Source organism: Micromonospora sp. NPDC051300, assembly GCF_044455315.1.
GTDB classification, from domain to species: Bacteria; Actinomycetota; Actinomycetes; order Mycobacteriales; family Micromonosporaceae; genus Micromonospora; species Micromonospora robiginosa.
Genome location: NZ_JBITEP010000018.1, coordinates 118,272 through 133,149 on the forward strand (window position 1 = coordinate 118,272; position 14,878 = coordinate 133,149).

The window sequence follows — 14,878 nt, forward strand, 5'->3', positions numbered from 1 at the left end:
TGTCGTGACCGCTGCCGATTACGCCGAACAGCTCAAGGAACTCGACGCCACGCTGCGCAACATCGAGGCCGTGCTCGACCTCGACAAGCTGCGCGAGCAGAAGGCCCGCCTGGAGCAGGAGGCGTCCGCGCCCGACCTGTGGGACGACCAGGCCAAGGCCCAGGCGGTGACGTCGCAGCTGTCGTACGTCAACGGCGAGATCGGCCGGCTGGGCGACCTGCGCTCCCGGCTCGACGACGCCGGGGTGCTGCTGGAGCTGGCCCAGGCGGAGTCCGACCCGGGCGCGCTGACCGAGGTCGAGTCGGAGATCACCGGGCTGACCAAGGCCATCCAGGAGATGGAGGTCCGCACGCTGCTCTCCGGCGAGTACGACTCCCGGGAGGCGCTGGTCGCCATCCGGGCCGGGGCCGGTGGCGTGGACGCGGCGGACTTCGCCGAGATGCTGCTGCGGATGTACCTGCGGTGGGCGGAGCGGCACGGCTACCCGACCGAGGTCTACGAGACGTCCTACGCCGAGGAGGCGGGCCTGAAGTCGGCCACCTTCACGGTGAAGGTGCCCTACGCGTTCGGCACGCTCAGCGTGGAGTCCGGCACCCACCGGCTGGTGCGGATCAGCCCGTTCGACAACCAGGGCCGCCGGCAGACCAGCTTCGCCGGCGTCGAGGTGCTGCCCGTGGTGGAGCAGACCGACCACATCGACATCCCCGAGAACGAGATGAGGATCGACGTCTACCGGTCCTCCGGGCCGGGCGGGCAGAGCGTCAACACCACCGACTCGGCGGTCCGGATCACCCACATCCCGACCGGCATCGTGGTCACCTGCCAGAACGAGAAGTCCCAGCTGCAGAACAAGGCGTCCGCGCTGCGGGTGCTCCAGGCCCGGCTGCTGGAGCGCAAGCGGCAGGAGGAGCAGGCCAAGATGGCCGGCCTGAAGACCGACGCCGCCGGCTCGTGGGGCGACCAGATGCGGTCGTACGTCCTGCATCCTTATCAGATGGTGAAGGATCTGCGTACCGAGCAGGAGACGGGCAATCCGTCCGCGGTCTTCGACGGCGAGCTGGACAGCTTCATCGAGGCGGGAATCCGCTGGCGGAAGCAGCAGCAGCTCACCGCTGACGGTGCGTGATCACGCTCCGACGCAGCGCGTCATCGATCTCGTGCTGACCCGGTAAATCGATGACGCGCACCGCATCTGCGGGGCGTGGGGCTTGGCTCTGCGGTTACACCGCGTAGACTCTCGACCCGTGATTCAGCTTGAGCAAGTGACGAAGACGTACCCGAAGGCGTCCCGGCCTTCGCTCGACAACGTGTCCGTCTCGATCGAGAAGGGCGAGTTCGTCTTCTTCATCGGTCCATCCGGCTCCGGCAAGTCCACGATCATCAAGTTGCTGCTGCACGAGGTGACCCCCAACAAGGGCCGCGTCGTGGTCAACGGCAAGGACGTCACGTCGATGCGTTCCTGGAAGCGACCCCACTTCCGGCGTTCCATCGGCTGTGTCTTCCAGGACTTCCGGCTGCTGCCGAACCGCACCGCGTACGAGAACGTGGCGTTCGCGCTGGAGGTGATCGGTAAGACGAAGGCGGTCGCCCGCCGGGTCGTGCCGGAGGTGCTGGAGCTGGTGGGTCTCGGTGGCAAGGAGCACCGCTACCCGCACGAGCTCTCCGGTGGTGAGCAGCAGCGTGTCGCGGTGGCCCGGGCGTTCGTGAACCGGCCGCTGATCCTGCTGGCGGACGAGCCGACCGGAAACCTGGACCCGGACACCTCGATCGAGATCATGCGCCTGCTGGACCGGATCAACCGCACGGGCACCACCGTCGTGATGGTCACGCACGACTCCAACATCGTGAACCAGATGCGTCGCCGGGTCATCGAGATCGAGAGCGGCCGCATCGTGCGCGACCAGGCCCGCGGCGTCTACGGCTGAGCCTGACGACGGCGCGTAGACCCTGACGACGAACACCTCACGCCGGAGAGCCGGAGGAATATCCCGATGCGGATGAAGTACGTCCTGTCCGAGGTACTGGTCGGACTGTGGCGCAACGTCACCATGACGATCGCCATGATCATCACCATGGCGGTGTCGCTGTTCATGCTGGGCGGCAGCGGCCTTCTGTACCAGAAGGTCGGCGACATGAAGGATCTCTACTACGAGAACGTCCAGGTCTCGATCTTCATGAAGACCGACGCGCCGCAGGAGCAGCGCGACGCGCTCGAGGCCAAGCTGAATGACGACCCGCTTGTCGACAAGGTCGAGTACGTCAACAAGGAGGAGGCGTACAAGCGCTTCCAGCAGATGTACGCCGACGCGCCCGACCTGGTCAACGCGGTCAAGGCCGACCAGCTTCCGGAGTCGTTCCGGATCACGCTGAACGACCCGCAGCAGTACAAGCAGATCTACGACCAGTACAAGACCGCCGAGGGCATCGACACGATCGTCGACCAGTCCAAGCTCCTCGACAAGGTCTTCGGCGTGCTCACCGGCATCCAGAACGGCGCGCTGGCGCTGGCGATCGTGATGGCCGCCGCGGCCCTGCTGCTGGTGGCGAACACCATCCAGGTGGCCGCGTACAGCAAGCGCCGTGAGGTCGCGGTCATGAAGCTGGTCGGCGCCTCCAACTGGTTCATCCAGGCGCCGTTCGTGCTGGAGGCGGTGGTGGCCGGTCTGATCGGCTCGATCCTCGGCCTGGTCGCGCTGATCGGGGTGAAGACGCTTGCCGCCGGCAGCTCGATGGCGGCCCTGGAGGGTCTGATCACCCCGATCTCCTGGTCCGAGATCTTCCTGACCTTCCCGCTGATGGCCGCCGTCGGTGGTCTGGTCAGCGCGATCACCGCGTGGGTCACGCTCCGCTTCTACCTGCGGGTCTAGTTACCGCACGGCTCTCCGCAGGGCCCTCCCGCGCCGGAATAAACGGCGCGGGAGGGCTCTTGTGGTTCCGGTAGCATGATCTTCGCTCGCGGCCCCGGCCGGGAGCCGGACGAGAAAGGGGGTGGCGCCGTGCCACGGGAGAAGGGGCGCAAGGTGGTCGCCTCCAACAAGAAGGCGCGCCACGACTACGCCGTCCTCGACACCTACGAGGCGGGCATGGCGTTGACCGGCACCGAGGTCAAGTCGTTGCGGGCCGGGCGGGCCTCGCTCGTCGACGCGTTCGCGCAGGAGCGTGACGGCGAGCTCTACCTGCACGGGATGCACATCCCGGAGTACGCCCAGGGCACCTGGACCAACCACGAGCCCCGGCGGACCCGCAAGCTGCTGCTCAACCGGCTGGAGATCGACCGGCTGCTCGGCAAGCTCAAGGAGAGCGGCCTGACGTTGGTGCCGTTGCAGGTCTACTTCTCCGACGGCTGGGCGAAGGTGGAGATCGGCCTGGCCCGGGGTAAGAAGTCGTACGACAAGCGGCAGGACCTCGCGAAGCGGGACGCCGACCGGGAGATCCGGCGGGCGACTGGCCGGCGCGGCAAGGGGATGGCCGAATGAGATGTCCGGTTCATCCGGTCGCCGGTTCGCCGGTCGGCCTCGGGATGAATCCGGTTGCGGCAGGCGTTACGCTTGTCGGTGCCACCATCACCGGTGGCCTGTCGAGGGGGTGACTGGTTTCGACTTCGTACGCAGCGACAGGGGAAGCGAGCCGAGGAAGCCGACGTCGTCTCGAAAATCGGTCGTCGGAAACCAATAAGCGCCAAGAACAATCGCGCTGACTTCGCTCTCGCCGCCTGAGGCGAGTAGCAAGTCTGTCGGCCTGGGAGTGCCTTCGACCCAGTTAGCCGGCATCAGCTAGGAGGCTGGCCAACCGGACCCGGTCGCGGGGTCCGTGCGGCGAGATCAATCAGCGACTGGGCCCGTCACACCAACTTGCTCGCGTGAGCGGTGGGGCCGAGTAGAGGCACAGCGAGCTGCGCTCGGAGAAGCCCTGACAAACCGGCGAAGGACCCGGGTTCGATTCCCGGCACCTCCACCACCTTGACCTGTGCGCCCCGGTCCACCGGACCGGGGCGCACAGTCGTCTCCCGGTGCTGCCGGGGCCGGCGGGGCAGGCGGTGCGGATGAGTCAGATGAGGTGCCCGCGGTGGCTGGACACGGCGCTCGGGCGGGCTCACCATTCCGGTACGCGACTCCGCGACGCGCGGGAGGTGCCCGATGGTCACCCGTCCGATCCAGCAGCCGACCACCGTGCTCCGCCGGGCCCTGGCCGCACCCGGGCCGCGATGGCGGGAGCAGCTCGCCGTCCAGATCGGCCCGCTCCGGCACGGCTTCACCGAGCACGTCCGGGTCACCGAGGGCCCGTCCGGCCGGTACGCCGACCTGCTGCGCACCGCGCCCCGGCTGCACCGGGGCGTCCGCCTGCTGGTGGGTGAGCACGCCGCGATCGTCGCGGCGCTGGCCGCGCTCCAACACGCCGCCGGGCTCCGGTCGGTCTCCGCCGAGGAGCTGCGGGAGCAGACCGGCAACCTGCTGCGCGCGCTCGACCGCCACCGGCGACGTGGCGCCGACCTGCTCTGGGAGGCATACCAGGCCGACCTGGGCGGCGAGGACTGAGCGGCGGGGAACCGATCGGGCGGCTGGGCCGTCCGATCCGTATGCGCCGATCTCTCGCCCTGCTCGGGTTGCCGCTTCTGGTCATCTCCGGCTGCGCCGCGCCCGGCGCCGGCTCGGCCGCACCCACCGGCCCGGACCAGCGTCAGGCGTTCACCCAGCGGGCCGAGGAGGTGGCCGGGCGCTGGCGTCCCGGGCCGCAGTGGCGCGAGGGATACGTGCCGCTCCAGGACGCCACAGTGCTCACCGGCGACCCGGGCTTCACCGACGAGACGAAGGTGGCCTTCACCGCCGGGTGGTACCGGGACCAGATCCCGATGCCGGCCGCCGTCCCGCCGGAGGGCACCATCAGGTTCCCCGACGGCGTGCTGCGGGTGCCGCTGGTCAGCGCCGCCGACGCCTACGCCCAACTGGACCAGGGGGACCCGCCGCCCTGCGACGGCCGACCGGCGGGGGGTCGTCCCACCGTCGGAACCGGCCCGGACGCCCCGGTGTCGACGACCGCGCCGACGCCGTGCGTTCCGCTGACCGTGACGGCGGCGCGGCTGGGCCGCGCGCCGGTGTGGACCAGCCGGGGGCGGGTCGACGTGCCGGCCTGGCTGTTCACCGTGGACGAGCTGACCGCGCCGGTGGCCCGGCTCGCGGTCGCGCCGCGCGCGGTCGGCGAGGCGCCCGGTGGCGCGGCGGACGGCCGGCAGTTGCCGGACGGTCTGGTCGCCGCGCAGGAGCTGCGGGCGGTGGCGGGCGACCGGCTCGACTACGTGGTCGGCGTGGGGGCCTGCGACGGCGCGCCCACGCCGCTGCTGCTGGAACGACCGGACGTGGTGGTGGTCGGCGCATCGGTGGTCCGGTCCACCGGGATCTGCACCGCGCAGCTCGCCCTGAAACCGGTGAGCGTCACGCTCGCCGCCCCGCTGGGGGCCCGGACCGTGCTGGACGTCGGCACCGGCGCGCCGCTGGCCGTCCGGGCCGGCTGAGTCACAGCAGCCGGGGCACCTCGGTGCTGATCGGCGCGGCCAGCACCGTGGGCCGGTCCGCGGCGAGCGCCTCGGCCAGCGCCGGGCCCAACCCGTCCGGCGACACCTCCGGCACCGCGGCGCAGCCGTAGCCGCGCGCCACCGCGGCCACGTCCAACCCGGGCAGGTCCAACCCCGGCACGCCCGGCGTGTGCTTCAGCTCGGCGAACGCCTTGAGGATCGCGTACTGCTGGTTCACCGGGACCACGACGGCGAGCGGCAGGCGCAGCCGCGCCGCGGTCCACAACGCCTGCACCGAGTAGTGGAACGAGCCGTCACCGATCACCACGACCACCGGTCGGCCGCGTCCGGTGTCCCGCTCGGCGAGCGCCAGGCCCACCGCCGCCGGCAGCCCGAAGCCCAGGCCCCCGCTGGCCATGGTGAAGTAGGAACGCGGCCTGTCGATCCAGAGCCGGCGGCGCAGCGCGGCCAGGTTGGACGGTGACTCCTGCACCAGCACGCCGTCCGCCGGCCAGGTGTCCGCCAGCGCGGCGAAGAGCGCGTCCGCGCCGGGCGGGTCGGCCGCCTCCGGCGGGGGCGGCGGCTCGCGCGGCGGCGGCGGAGGCCGACCGGACGGCGGCAGCAACTCCAGCAGCGCCGCCATGGTCAGCCCGGCGTCGCCGAGCAGGCTCTCGCCGACCGGGGCCCGGGCCGCCTCGTCCGGGTCGTCGGTGACGTGCAGCAGCCGGGCGTCACCGGGCAGGTAGTCGCCCGGCACGTGCGGGTAGTAGCGGAACACCGGGGCACCGACCACCAGCACGGTGTCGTGCCCGCGCAGCGCGTCCGACAGGGGCCCGATCGCGTAGGGCAGCACGCCCCGGAACTGTGGGTGGCGTTCCGGGAAGACACCGCGCTCCGGTGCCGGGGCGGCCCAGACCGGGGCGGCCAGCCGTTCGGCCAGCGCGACGGCGGCCGACCAGGCGCCGGCCCGGTCTACCGCCGCGCCGAGCACCAGCACCGGCGCGCGGGCGGCGGCCAGCGCGGTGGCGAAACCGCGCAGCCGGTCCGGGTCCGGCCCGATCCGGGTGGCGACGGTACGCACCTGGGGCGGCGGGTCGGCGGTCCGGCCCCAGTCGTCCATCGGCAGGGAGAGGAAGACCGGTCCGGTGGGTGGCTGCACCGCCGACGCGTACGCCCGCATGAAGGCCGCCGGGATGTCCTGCGCGCGGGCCGGCTCGTGGGCCCACTTGACGTACGGCTGGGCCAGCTCGACCGCCCGGGGGCTGGCCAGCCGGGGCTCGATGAGCAGCATCTCGCGGGTCTGCTGGCCGGCGCTGACGATCAGCGGGGTCCGGTTGTGCCAGGCGGTGACCAGGTTGCCCATGCCGTTGCCGGTGCCCGGCGCGGTGTGCAGGTTGACGTGCGCGGGGCGGCCGGTGCCCTGCGCGTAGCCGTCGGCCATGGCGACCGCGGACGCCTCCTGGAGCGCGTGCACGTAGTGGAAGTCGGCCGGGAAGTCGGCGAGGAACGGCTCCTCGGTGGAACCGGGGTTGCCGAAGACGGTGGTCAACCCGAGCGCGCGCAGCAGGTCGTAGGTCGCCTCGCGCACCGTAGCCATCGCCTGAATCTAGCGGGCGGAAGCCGACTTTTCGGGCGCTTCGCCAGGGCTCAGGGCAACGGGAACGGCAGTCGGATGCCGTCCAGCGCGCCCCCGCAGGGGCAGTCCCGCTCGTCGGGGAGGGCGGCGACCGCGTCCAGCAGCAGCTTGCGCAGTCGGTCGGTGTTCTCCGCGAAGACCCGGAACACCTCCTCCTGGGTGACCGACTCGCCCGCCTCGACGCCCGCGTCCAGGTCGGTGACCAGCGCGATCGAGGTGTAACAGAGCGCCAACTCCCGGGCGAGCACCGCCTCCGGGTGCCCGGTCATGTTGACCACCGCGCCGCCGATCGAGGTGAACCAGCGCGACTCCGCCCGGGTGGAGAAGCGCGGGCCCTCGACCACCACCACCGTCCCGCCGTCCACCGCCGGCACGCCCCGGCCGGCCGCCGCGTCCAGCAGCGTCCGCCGCCCCGCCGGGCAGTACGGATCGGCGAACGAGACGTGCACCGCGCCCCGGTCGTAGTAGGTCTGCGCCCGCCCGCTGGTACGGTCGATCAACTGGTCCGGCACCACGAACGTGCCCGGTCCCAGCTCCGGCCGGAGACCGCCGACCGCGCAGGGCGCCAGCACCTGGCGTACGCCCAGCGAGCGCAACGCCCACAGGTTGGCGCGGTAGGGAATCCGGTGCGGCGGGTGCCGGTGGTCGCGGCCGTGCCGGGGCAGGAACGCCACTCGCCGGCCGCCCACCTCGGCGATCGTGACCGGGTCCGACGGCGTGCCGTACGGGGTGTCCACCACGTGCTCCACCCCGTCGAGCAGGGCGTAGAGACCCGACCCGCCGATCACCGCAAGTTCCGCCTCCACCGCCATCCGGCCCTCCCTCGATCCGTCGCGATCACCCGCCGGTCAGACCTTAGCCAGCGGGCGGGACGCAGGCTATGGTGCGTGACATGGCGTTGACCGGGTGGGCGGTCGACGACGTCGGGCCCGCGCGGGCACACGACTGACGGGTGTCGGATCATGCAGGGTGAGGGGCAGGCGATCGGTGGCCGAGCCATGGAGTCGATGACCGGACGACTGCTGGTCGCGACACCTGTGCTCAAGGACCCGAACTTCGACCGTACGGTCGTGCTGCTTGTCGCCCACGAGCCCGGTGGCGCCCTCGGCGTGGTGCTCAACCGGGCCACCGAGGTCCCGGTGGCCGACGTCCTCGGCGACTGGAGTGATCTGGCGCGCGAGCCCGCGGTGCTCTTCGAGGGCGGCCCGGTCCAGCCCGACTCGGCCATCTGCCTGGCCCGCATGCGTCACCCGGTCAAGCCGGTGAAGGGGTTCCACCGCGTCTCCGGCGCGGTCGGCACCATCGACCTCTCGGTCGACCCGGAGAAGCTGCGCGACGCGGTAGGCGGGATCCGGGTGTTCGCCGGCTACTCCGGCTGGGGCGCCGGCCAGTTGGAGCGGGAGATCGACGAGGGGTCCTGGTTCGTGCTGGACGCGCTGCCCGGCGACGCCTTCGTCGACCGGCCGGACGACCTCTGGCCGATGGTGCTGCGCCGCCAGGGCGGCATGATGGCGGCGGTGGCCCACTTCCCGCCGGACGTGGCACTGAACTGACCCGTTCCGGGGTGACCCCCCGCGAGATGACCATGCCTGGCGGCGTGTGTATAGTTCTTCCCGTGCCCGGGCGACCGGGGACGACCGCAAGGGGCCGTGGCGCAGCTGGTAGCGCACCACACTGGCAGTGTGGGGGTCAGGGGTTCGAGTCCCCTCGGCTCCACCGACCGCACATCTGTGCGAACCGGTGGTTTTCTCGGAATGCCCCCGTCCGTCCGGACGGGGGCATTCTCGTGGTGTCGTGGCGAGGAGAACGCGGGATGGTGTCTGCGGGGCTGGACGGCGACTGGGTCGCCCGGATGGCGGACGAGATCATCGTCGAGTCCGAGCGCCGCTCGCCCGGCGCGCCTGTGGTCTGCGCCTCGGGGCTGAGCCCGTCCGGGCCGGTGCACCTCGGCAACCTGCGTGAGGTGATGACCCCGCACCTGGTGGCGGACGAGGTCCGCCGGCGGGGCCACGAGGTGGTGCACCTCATCTCCTGGGACGACTACGACCGGTTCCGCAAGGTGCCGGCCGGCGTCGACCCCTCCTGGGCCGAACACATCGGGAAGCCGCTGACCTCGGTCCCCGCGCCACCCGGCAGCTCCCATCCGAACTGGGCGGAGCACTTCAAGGCCGCGATGGTCGAGTCGCTGGCCGGGCTCGGGGTGGAGTACCGCGGGATCAGCCAGACCGAGATGTACACGTCGGGCGCGTACCGGGAGCAGATCCTGCTGGCGATGCGCGAGCGCAAGCGGATCGACGCGATCCTCGGGCAGTACCGGACCAGGAAGCGCCCGTCGGCGCCGCGATCCGAGGAGGCGGAGCAGACCGAGGGATCGGGCGCCGCCGAGGAGGACGACGGCTCCACCGGGGCCGGCTACTACCCGTACAAGCCCTACTGTGGAGCGTGCGGCACCGACCGCACCACAGTCATCGCGTACGACGACGCCACCACCGCCATGACCTACGAGTGCGCCTGCGGCTGCTCCGAGACGGTCCTGCTCTCCGAGTTCGACCGGGGCAAGCTGGTCTGGAAGGTCGACTGGCCGATGCGCTGGACGTACGAGGGCGTGGTCTTCGAGCCGTCCGGCGTCGACCACTCCTCGCCGGGCTCGTCGTTCGTGGTGGGCGGGCAGATCGTCCGCGAGGTCTTCGGCGGCGACCAGCCGATCGGGCCGATGTACGCGTTCGTCGGGATCACCGGCATGGCGAAGATGAGCAGCTCCCGCGGCGGCGTCCCGACGCCCGCCGACGCGCTGGAGATCATGGAGGCGCCGTTGTTGCGCTGGCTCTACGCCCGTCGCCGCCCCAACCAGTCCTTCAAGGTCGCCTTCGACGCGGAGATCCAGCGGCTCTACGACGAGTGGGACGCGCTGGCGAAGAAGATCGCCGCCGGGACGGCGGCGCCCGCGGACGAGGTCGCCTACCGCCGGGCGATCGGCACCGCGACGATTACGCTGCCCCGTGCGTCGAGGCCGGTCCCGTACCGCACGCTCGCCTCGATCGCGGACATCACCACCGGCCACGAGGAGCAGATCCTCCGCATCCTCACCGACCTCGACGCCGAGCACCCCGTCCGGTCGCTCGACGAGGTGCGTCCCCGGCTGGACCGCGCCCAGCACTGGGTCAACACGCAGCTTCCGCCGGAGTCGCGGACCAGCGTCCGCCAGGAGCCGGACGGGGAACTCCTCGCGTCGCTGGACGAGGGGCAGCGCCGGTCCCTCCGGATGCTCCTGGCCGGGCTGGACGACCACTGGTCGCTCGACGGTCTGACCACGCTTGTCTACGGGGTCCCGAAGGCGATGGCCGGGTTGCCGCCGGACACCGCGCCGACGCCCGAGCTGAAGGCGGCGCAGCGCGACTTCTTCGTCCTGGTCTACCGGCTGCTCGTCGGGCGCGACACCGGCCCGCGCCTGCCCACGTTGCTGCTCGCCGTCGGTGCGGAGCGGCTACGGACGCTGCTCGACGCCTAGGGGCACGGGACGGCCAGTCATCCGGCCGCACGGCCGGTGACCAGCAGCGCCCCGCACAGCGCGCCGAACCCGGCCGTGCCCGCCAGCGCCCGGACCACGTTCCAGGCCACCCAGGTCGCCTCGAACCGCTGCCGCGCGGCGGCGAGGTCGGCCGTGCCGGCCGCGGCGAGCGCGTCGTTCAGCGGCACGTTCACCACGGCGGTGACGACCACCGTCAGCAGGTAGAGGACGAGCCCGGCGACGATCCACGGCAGCGCCGGACGGCCCGCGCCGCGCCAGCCCAGGATCGCCGCCAGCGCGGCGAGCACCGGGGTGCCCAGGAAGACCAGCAGGAAGAAGCCGTTGACGATGGTCACGTTGATCCGCTGCATGGCGTCCACGAAGGTGCGGTCGTCGGCGCCCCGCAGCGCCGGCATCACGGCGTAGGCGAAGGCGGCGAAGAGGCCGGCCATCAGCCCGGCCCCGACCGTGGACGCGAGCAACGACAGATGCTGTACGAGTCGCATGCGTCCATCCAACCGCCGCCCGGTGAGACGGCCCATGGCCAGGACGCGCGATCCTGTGTGTAATCGTCTCCGTGGACGCCGTCGCCGGTCTGCTCGACGGGCCCCGGGCCCGGGGCGCCTTCCTGCTCCGCTCGATCCTCACCCCGCCCTGGTCGATGCTGATCCGGGACGAGGCGCCGCTCACCCTGGTCGCGGTGGTACGCGGGGACGCGTGGCTCGTGCCCGAGCACGGCACGCCTGTGGCGCTCGGCGCCGGGGACGTGGCGATCGTGCGCGGCCCCGACCCGTACACGGTCGCCGACGACCCGGCCACGGTGCCGCAGGTGGTGATCCACCCGGGGCAGCGGTGCACCACGCCGGACGGGCGCGAGCTGTTCGGGATGACCGGGCTGGGCGTACGCACCTGGGGCAACGGGCCGGACGGCCGGACCGTGCTGCTCACCGGCACGTACCCGGTCCGGGGCGCGGTCGGCGGTCGGCTGCTGGACGCGTTGCCCGCGCTGGCGGTCGTGCCGCGCGCGTCCTGGGACTCCCCGCTGGTCCCGCTGCTGGCCGCCGAGATCGTCAAGGACGACCTCGGCCAGGAGGCGGTGCTGGACCGGCTGCTGGACCTGCTGCTCATCGCCGTGCTGCGGGAGTGGTTCGCCCGGCCGGGCGCGGCGGCGCCGGCCTGGTACCTGGCGCACGCCGACCCGGTGGTCGGCCGGGCGCTGCGGATGCTGCACCACGACCCGGCCCGGCCGTGGACGGTGGCATCGCTGGCGGTCGAGGTCGGGCTCTCCCGGGCGGCGCTGGCCCGGCGCTTCACCGGGCTGGTCGGCGAGCCACCGATGTCGTACCTCACCGGGTGGCGGCTGGCGCTCGCGGCGGACCTGCTGCGCGAGCCCGGCGCGACGGTCGGCGCGGTCGCCCGCCGGGTCGGCTACGGCAGTTCGTTCGCCCTGAGCGCCGCGTTCAAACGCCGGTACGGCGTGAGCCCACGCCGGCACGTGGGCGGGACGGGCACGACCGGATGACGGTGGACCTCTCCGCCGGAGCGGGCCGGTCCGGCCGGCGGATGTGAGCTGGCCGACAGCTCCGGAGCGGTCCGGTGGTCGGCCGATGGCCGGGACGCCCCGGCGGCGGTAGCGTCTGCTCGGGTCCGTCCGTTCGGCCCGCGGTCGGGTGGGGGAGAGCAGCATGACGGATCGGGCCGCGCCCACGGTCGGTGACGGTGACCTGCTCCCGTCGGACGTCCTGTCACGCACCGGGGCGGAGGTGGCGGTCCTCGTCCTGCTCGACCCGCACGGCACGCGGCTCGACCTGGCACACCACGTCGGCATGGTGCCCGAGCTGGCCGAGACGTGGGCCCACTTCCCGCTGGCCGCGCCGGTCGGGATCTCCCGGGCCGCCCGCACCGGCGAGGTGATCGTGGCGGACTCCTTCCGGGAGCGGCTGATCCGTTTCCCGGCGACCGCCAGCCTGCCCACCGCCGACGTCGAGGGCCTGGTGGCCGCGCCGCTCTGGCATCCCGACGGCGACGGGACGGTCATCGGCGCGATCAGCCTCGGCTTCCGTGGCGCGGTGCCGCCAGGCACCGTGGCGGTGGCGACCGGGCTCGCCGCGACCGCCGCCCGGCGGGTACGCGCCGCCGGGCTGCCGCACGGCGCGCGCCGACCGGTCGCCGACGAGCCCGGGCCGCCCGGCCCGTCGCCGGTGGCCGCCCTGGGGCGTACGCCGACGGTCGCCGCCATCGACCAGGCGCTGCTGGAGACGATCCTGCTCCACCTGCCGGTCGGGGTGAGCGTGCTGGACCGGGACCTGCGCTTCGTCACGGTCAACCAGCGGGCCGCCGAGATCAACGGGCGGCCCGCCGCCGACCACGTCGGGCGGCACCTGCGCGAGGTGCTGCCGGACCTGCCCGAATCGTTCGCCGACCAGCTCCGGCAGGTGCTCGACACCGGGCGGGCGCTCGTCAACCTGGACGTCGTCGGCGCCACCCCGGGCCGGCCCGGCCGGCGACGCTGGCGGGGCAGCTACTACCCGGTGCACGGGGCGACCCCGGTCGGGCCGGTCGGCGTCGCGGCCGTCTTCGACGAGGTGGCCGGGGAGGCGACGCTCGGCGTCGAGCAGGTCACCGCCGACCGGGCCACCATGCTCACCGCGCTCGACACGCTCGTGGAGAACGCGCCGGTCGGGGTCGCCCTGCTCGACAGCGACCTGCGCTACCTGCGGATCAACGCCGTCCTGGCGGAGTGGAACGGCCACCCGGTCGCGGCGCACCTCGGCCGCCGGGTGCCCGACCTCTTCCCCGACCTCGGGCCGCTCCTCGAACCGCTGATGCGGGAGGTCGCCGACGCCGGCGAGGTCCGCGACGTGGAGATCGTCCGGGCCGGCCGGACGTACCTCGGCAGCTTCCTCGCCGTGCCCGGCGGTGGCGGCCGGGCCGGCGCGGTGGCCGTCCTGGTCACCGACGTGACCCGCCGCCGACGCGAGGAGTTGCGGGCCCGCCGGGTGCAGGAGTTCACCGCCGGGCTCTCCCAGGCGGTCTCCGTGGCCGAGGTGGTCGAGGCGGTCCGGGACGGCGCCGGTCCGGCCGCCGAGGCGGCCCTCGCGGCCGTCGCGCTGGTGGACGAGAGTGGCCATCGGATCCGGTTCGCGCCCACCGGCCAGGAGCCGCCGACCCGGTGGAAGTCCGTCGGCCGCACCGCCGTCCATCCGATCGCGGCGACCTTCCGGGACGGGGAACCGCGCTTCTTCCCGGACGTCCAGCCGCTCGTCGACAACTATCCCGAGGTGGCCGAGGCGGTGCGGCGCAGCCCCTACCGGTCGTGGGCGATGGTGCCGCTGCAGGGCCGGGGGACCGCCGCCGGGGTGCTCATCTTCGGGTACGCCGACGCGCAGGAGTTCGAGCCCGCGCACCGGAACTTCCTGGTCACCCTGGCCGGGCTGGCCGGTCAGGCGCTCGCCCGGGCGCAGCTCTACGAGCGGGAGCACGCCACCGCCGTACGCCTGCAACGCAGCCTGCTGCCCTCGCGGCTGCCGCGGGTGCCCGGCGCGGAGCTGGCCGCCGTCTACCTGGCCGGCGACGCGGTCGGGGTCGGCGGCGACTTCTACGACGTGTTCCCGGTCGGCGGGGCCGCCGACCGGGAGTGGGTCCTCGTGGTCGGCGACGTCGCCGGCCGGGGCGTGGACGCCGCCTCGGTCACCGGCCTGGCCCGGCACACGCTGCGGATCACCGCGGCGCTGGCCGAGCCCGCCACCGCCCTGCGCCAGTTGCACACCCGGCTGCGGGACGACCCCGACGTCGACAGGTTCCTCAGCGTGGTGTGCGCCCGGCTGCGGGTACGCGACGGCGGGGCCGACCTGGACGTGGCCTCCGCCGGACACCCACCCGCGCTGCTCCGCCGGGCCGACGGGCGGGTCGAGGTGATCGTGGTGCCGGGCGTGCTGCTGGGCGCCTTCCCCGAGGTCCGGCTCGGGCGCCGCTCGGTCGCCCTGGGACGCGGCGACACCGTGCTGTTCTACACCGACGGGGTGATCGAGGCGCGCGGCCCCGGTGGCCTCTTCGGCGAGGAGCGACTGGTGGACCTGCTGCGCGGCGCGCCGGACGGCGATCCGCGGCGGCTGGTGGAGCTGGTCCGTGACGGGGTGGCCGCCTACCAGCTCGGCCCGGTCGCCGACGACATCGCGATCCTGGCCCTGCGCGTCGGCGACTGAGGAGGGGCCGCGCGGGCCCC

General features: G+C 73.0%; 13 protein-coding genes, 1 tRNA gene and 1 other RNA gene. 12 read left to right on the forward strand and 3 right to left on the reverse strand.

From position 1 onward, the window contains the following. Window positions 1–4 precede the first annotated feature (4 nt). The 7 genes from prfB to ACIA5A_RS20545 all read left to right on the forward strand — a co-directional run bounded on the left by prfB (window position 5) and on the right by ACIA5A_RS20545 (window position 5,509). Window positions 5–1,126 carry a peptide chain release factor 2 gene (prfB, locus tag ACIA5A_RS20515; RefSeq protein ID WP_091060274.1) on the forward strand — a complete coding sequence of 374 codons (1,122 nt, stop codon included), beginning with the start codon at window positions 5–7 and terminating at the stop codon, window positions 1,124–1,126. Window positions 1,127–1,244: 118 nt separating this feature from the next. Beyond that, window positions 1,245–1,925, forward strand: coding sequence for a cell division ATP-binding protein FtsE (ftsE, locus tag ACIA5A_RS20520; protein ID WP_013284225.1), 681 nt, complete (start codon window positions 1,245–1,247; stop codon window positions 1,923–1,925). 66 nt (window positions 1,926–1,991) lie between these two features. Continuing rightward, complete coding sequence (gene ftsX / locus ACIA5A_RS20525; protein WP_396764501.1) at window positions 1,992–2,867, forward strand: permease-like cell division protein FtsX; 876 nt, start codon at window positions 1,992–1,994, stop codon at window positions 2,865–2,867. A gap of 129 nt (window positions 2,868–2,996) precedes the next feature. Continuing rightward, window positions 2,997–3,476: an SsrA-binding protein SmpB gene (gene smpB / locus ACIA5A_RS20530; RefSeq protein ID WP_396764573.1), complete on the forward strand. Its 480-nt coding sequence runs from the start codon at window positions 2,997–2,999 to the stop codon at window positions 3,474–3,476. A 105-nt stretch (window positions 3,477–3,581) separates the two neighbouring features. Next, window positions 3,582–3,957: a transfer-messenger RNA gene (gene ssrA / locus ACIA5A_RS20535) on the forward strand. A 179-nt stretch (window positions 3,958–4,136) separates the two neighbouring features. Further along, the gene (locus ACIA5A_RS20540) at window positions 4,137–4,535 is read left to right on the forward strand and encodes a hypothetical protein (RefSeq protein WP_396764504.1); all 399 of its coding nucleotides are present in this window, start codon (window positions 4,137–4,139) and stop codon (window positions 4,533–4,535) included. Window positions 4,536–4,576: 41 nt separating this feature from the next. Then, the gene (locus tag ACIA5A_RS20545) at window positions 4,577–5,509 is read left to right on the forward strand and encodes a hypothetical protein (RefSeq protein ID WP_396764507.1); all 933 of its coding nucleotides are present in this window, start codon (window positions 4,577–4,579) and stop codon (window positions 5,507–5,509) included. Between the two features lies 1 nt (window position 5,510). On the opposite strand, the gene mdlC is transcribed toward ACIA5A_RS20545, so the two are convergent. Beyond that, a complete protein-coding gene (gene mdlC / locus ACIA5A_RS20550) occupies window positions 5,511–7,106 on the reverse strand; it encodes a benzoylformate decarboxylase (protein WP_396764510.1) in 1,596 nt (531 codons plus the stop codon). Between the two features lie 50 nt (window positions 7,107–7,156). Beyond that, window positions 7,157–7,957 (reverse strand): S-methyl-5'-thioadenosine phosphorylase, encoded by an 801-nt coding sequence (locus ACIA5A_RS20555; RefSeq protein ID WP_396764513.1) that lies wholly within the window; start codon window positions 7,955–7,957, stop codon window positions 7,157–7,159. 150 nt (window positions 7,958–8,107) lie between these two features. On the opposite strand from ACIA5A_RS20555, the gene ACIA5A_RS20560 reads away from it, so the two are divergent. The 3 genes from ACIA5A_RS20560 (at window position 8,108) to lysS (ending at window position 10,653) form a co-directional block, all read left to right on the forward strand. After that, complete coding sequence (locus ACIA5A_RS20560; protein WP_396764516.1) at window positions 8,108–8,698, forward strand: YqgE/AlgH family protein; 591 nt, start codon at window positions 8,108–8,110, stop codon at window positions 8,696–8,698. A 90-nt stretch (window positions 8,699–8,788) separates the two neighbouring features. Next, window positions 8,789–8,861 (forward strand) — tRNA-Ala (locus ACIA5A_RS20565). Between the two features lie 97 nt (window positions 8,862–8,958). After that, window positions 8,959–10,653 (forward strand): lysine--tRNA ligase, encoded by a 1,695-nt coding sequence (lysS, locus tag ACIA5A_RS20570; RefSeq protein WP_396764519.1) that lies wholly within the window; start codon window positions 8,959–8,961, stop codon window positions 10,651–10,653. Window positions 10,654–10,670: 17 nt separating this feature from the next. On the opposite strand, the gene ACIA5A_RS20575 is transcribed toward lysS, so the two are convergent. Then, window positions 10,671–11,159: a DUF1772 domain-containing protein gene (locus ACIA5A_RS20575; protein WP_396764522.1), complete on the reverse strand. Its 489-nt coding sequence runs from the start codon at window positions 11,157–11,159 to the stop codon at window positions 10,671–10,673. A gap of 71 nt (window positions 11,160–11,230) precedes the next feature. Here ACIA5A_RS20575 and ACIA5A_RS20580 point away from each other — a divergent pair, with 71 nt between their 5' ends. Together ACIA5A_RS20580 and ACIA5A_RS20585 are read left to right on the forward strand one after the other, a co-directional pair. After that, window positions 11,231–12,175 carry an AraC family transcriptional regulator gene (locus ACIA5A_RS20580; protein ID WP_396764525.1) on the forward strand — a complete coding sequence of 315 codons (945 nt, stop codon included), beginning with the start codon at window positions 11,231–11,233 and terminating at the stop codon, window positions 12,173–12,175. A gap of 163 nt (window positions 12,176–12,338) precedes the next feature. Next, entirely contained in the window at window positions 12,339–14,858 is a 2,520-nt protein-coding gene (locus ACIA5A_RS20585; protein ID WP_396764528.1) for a SpoIIE family protein phosphatase, read from the forward strand. Window positions 14,859–14,878: the final 20 nt, after the last annotated feature.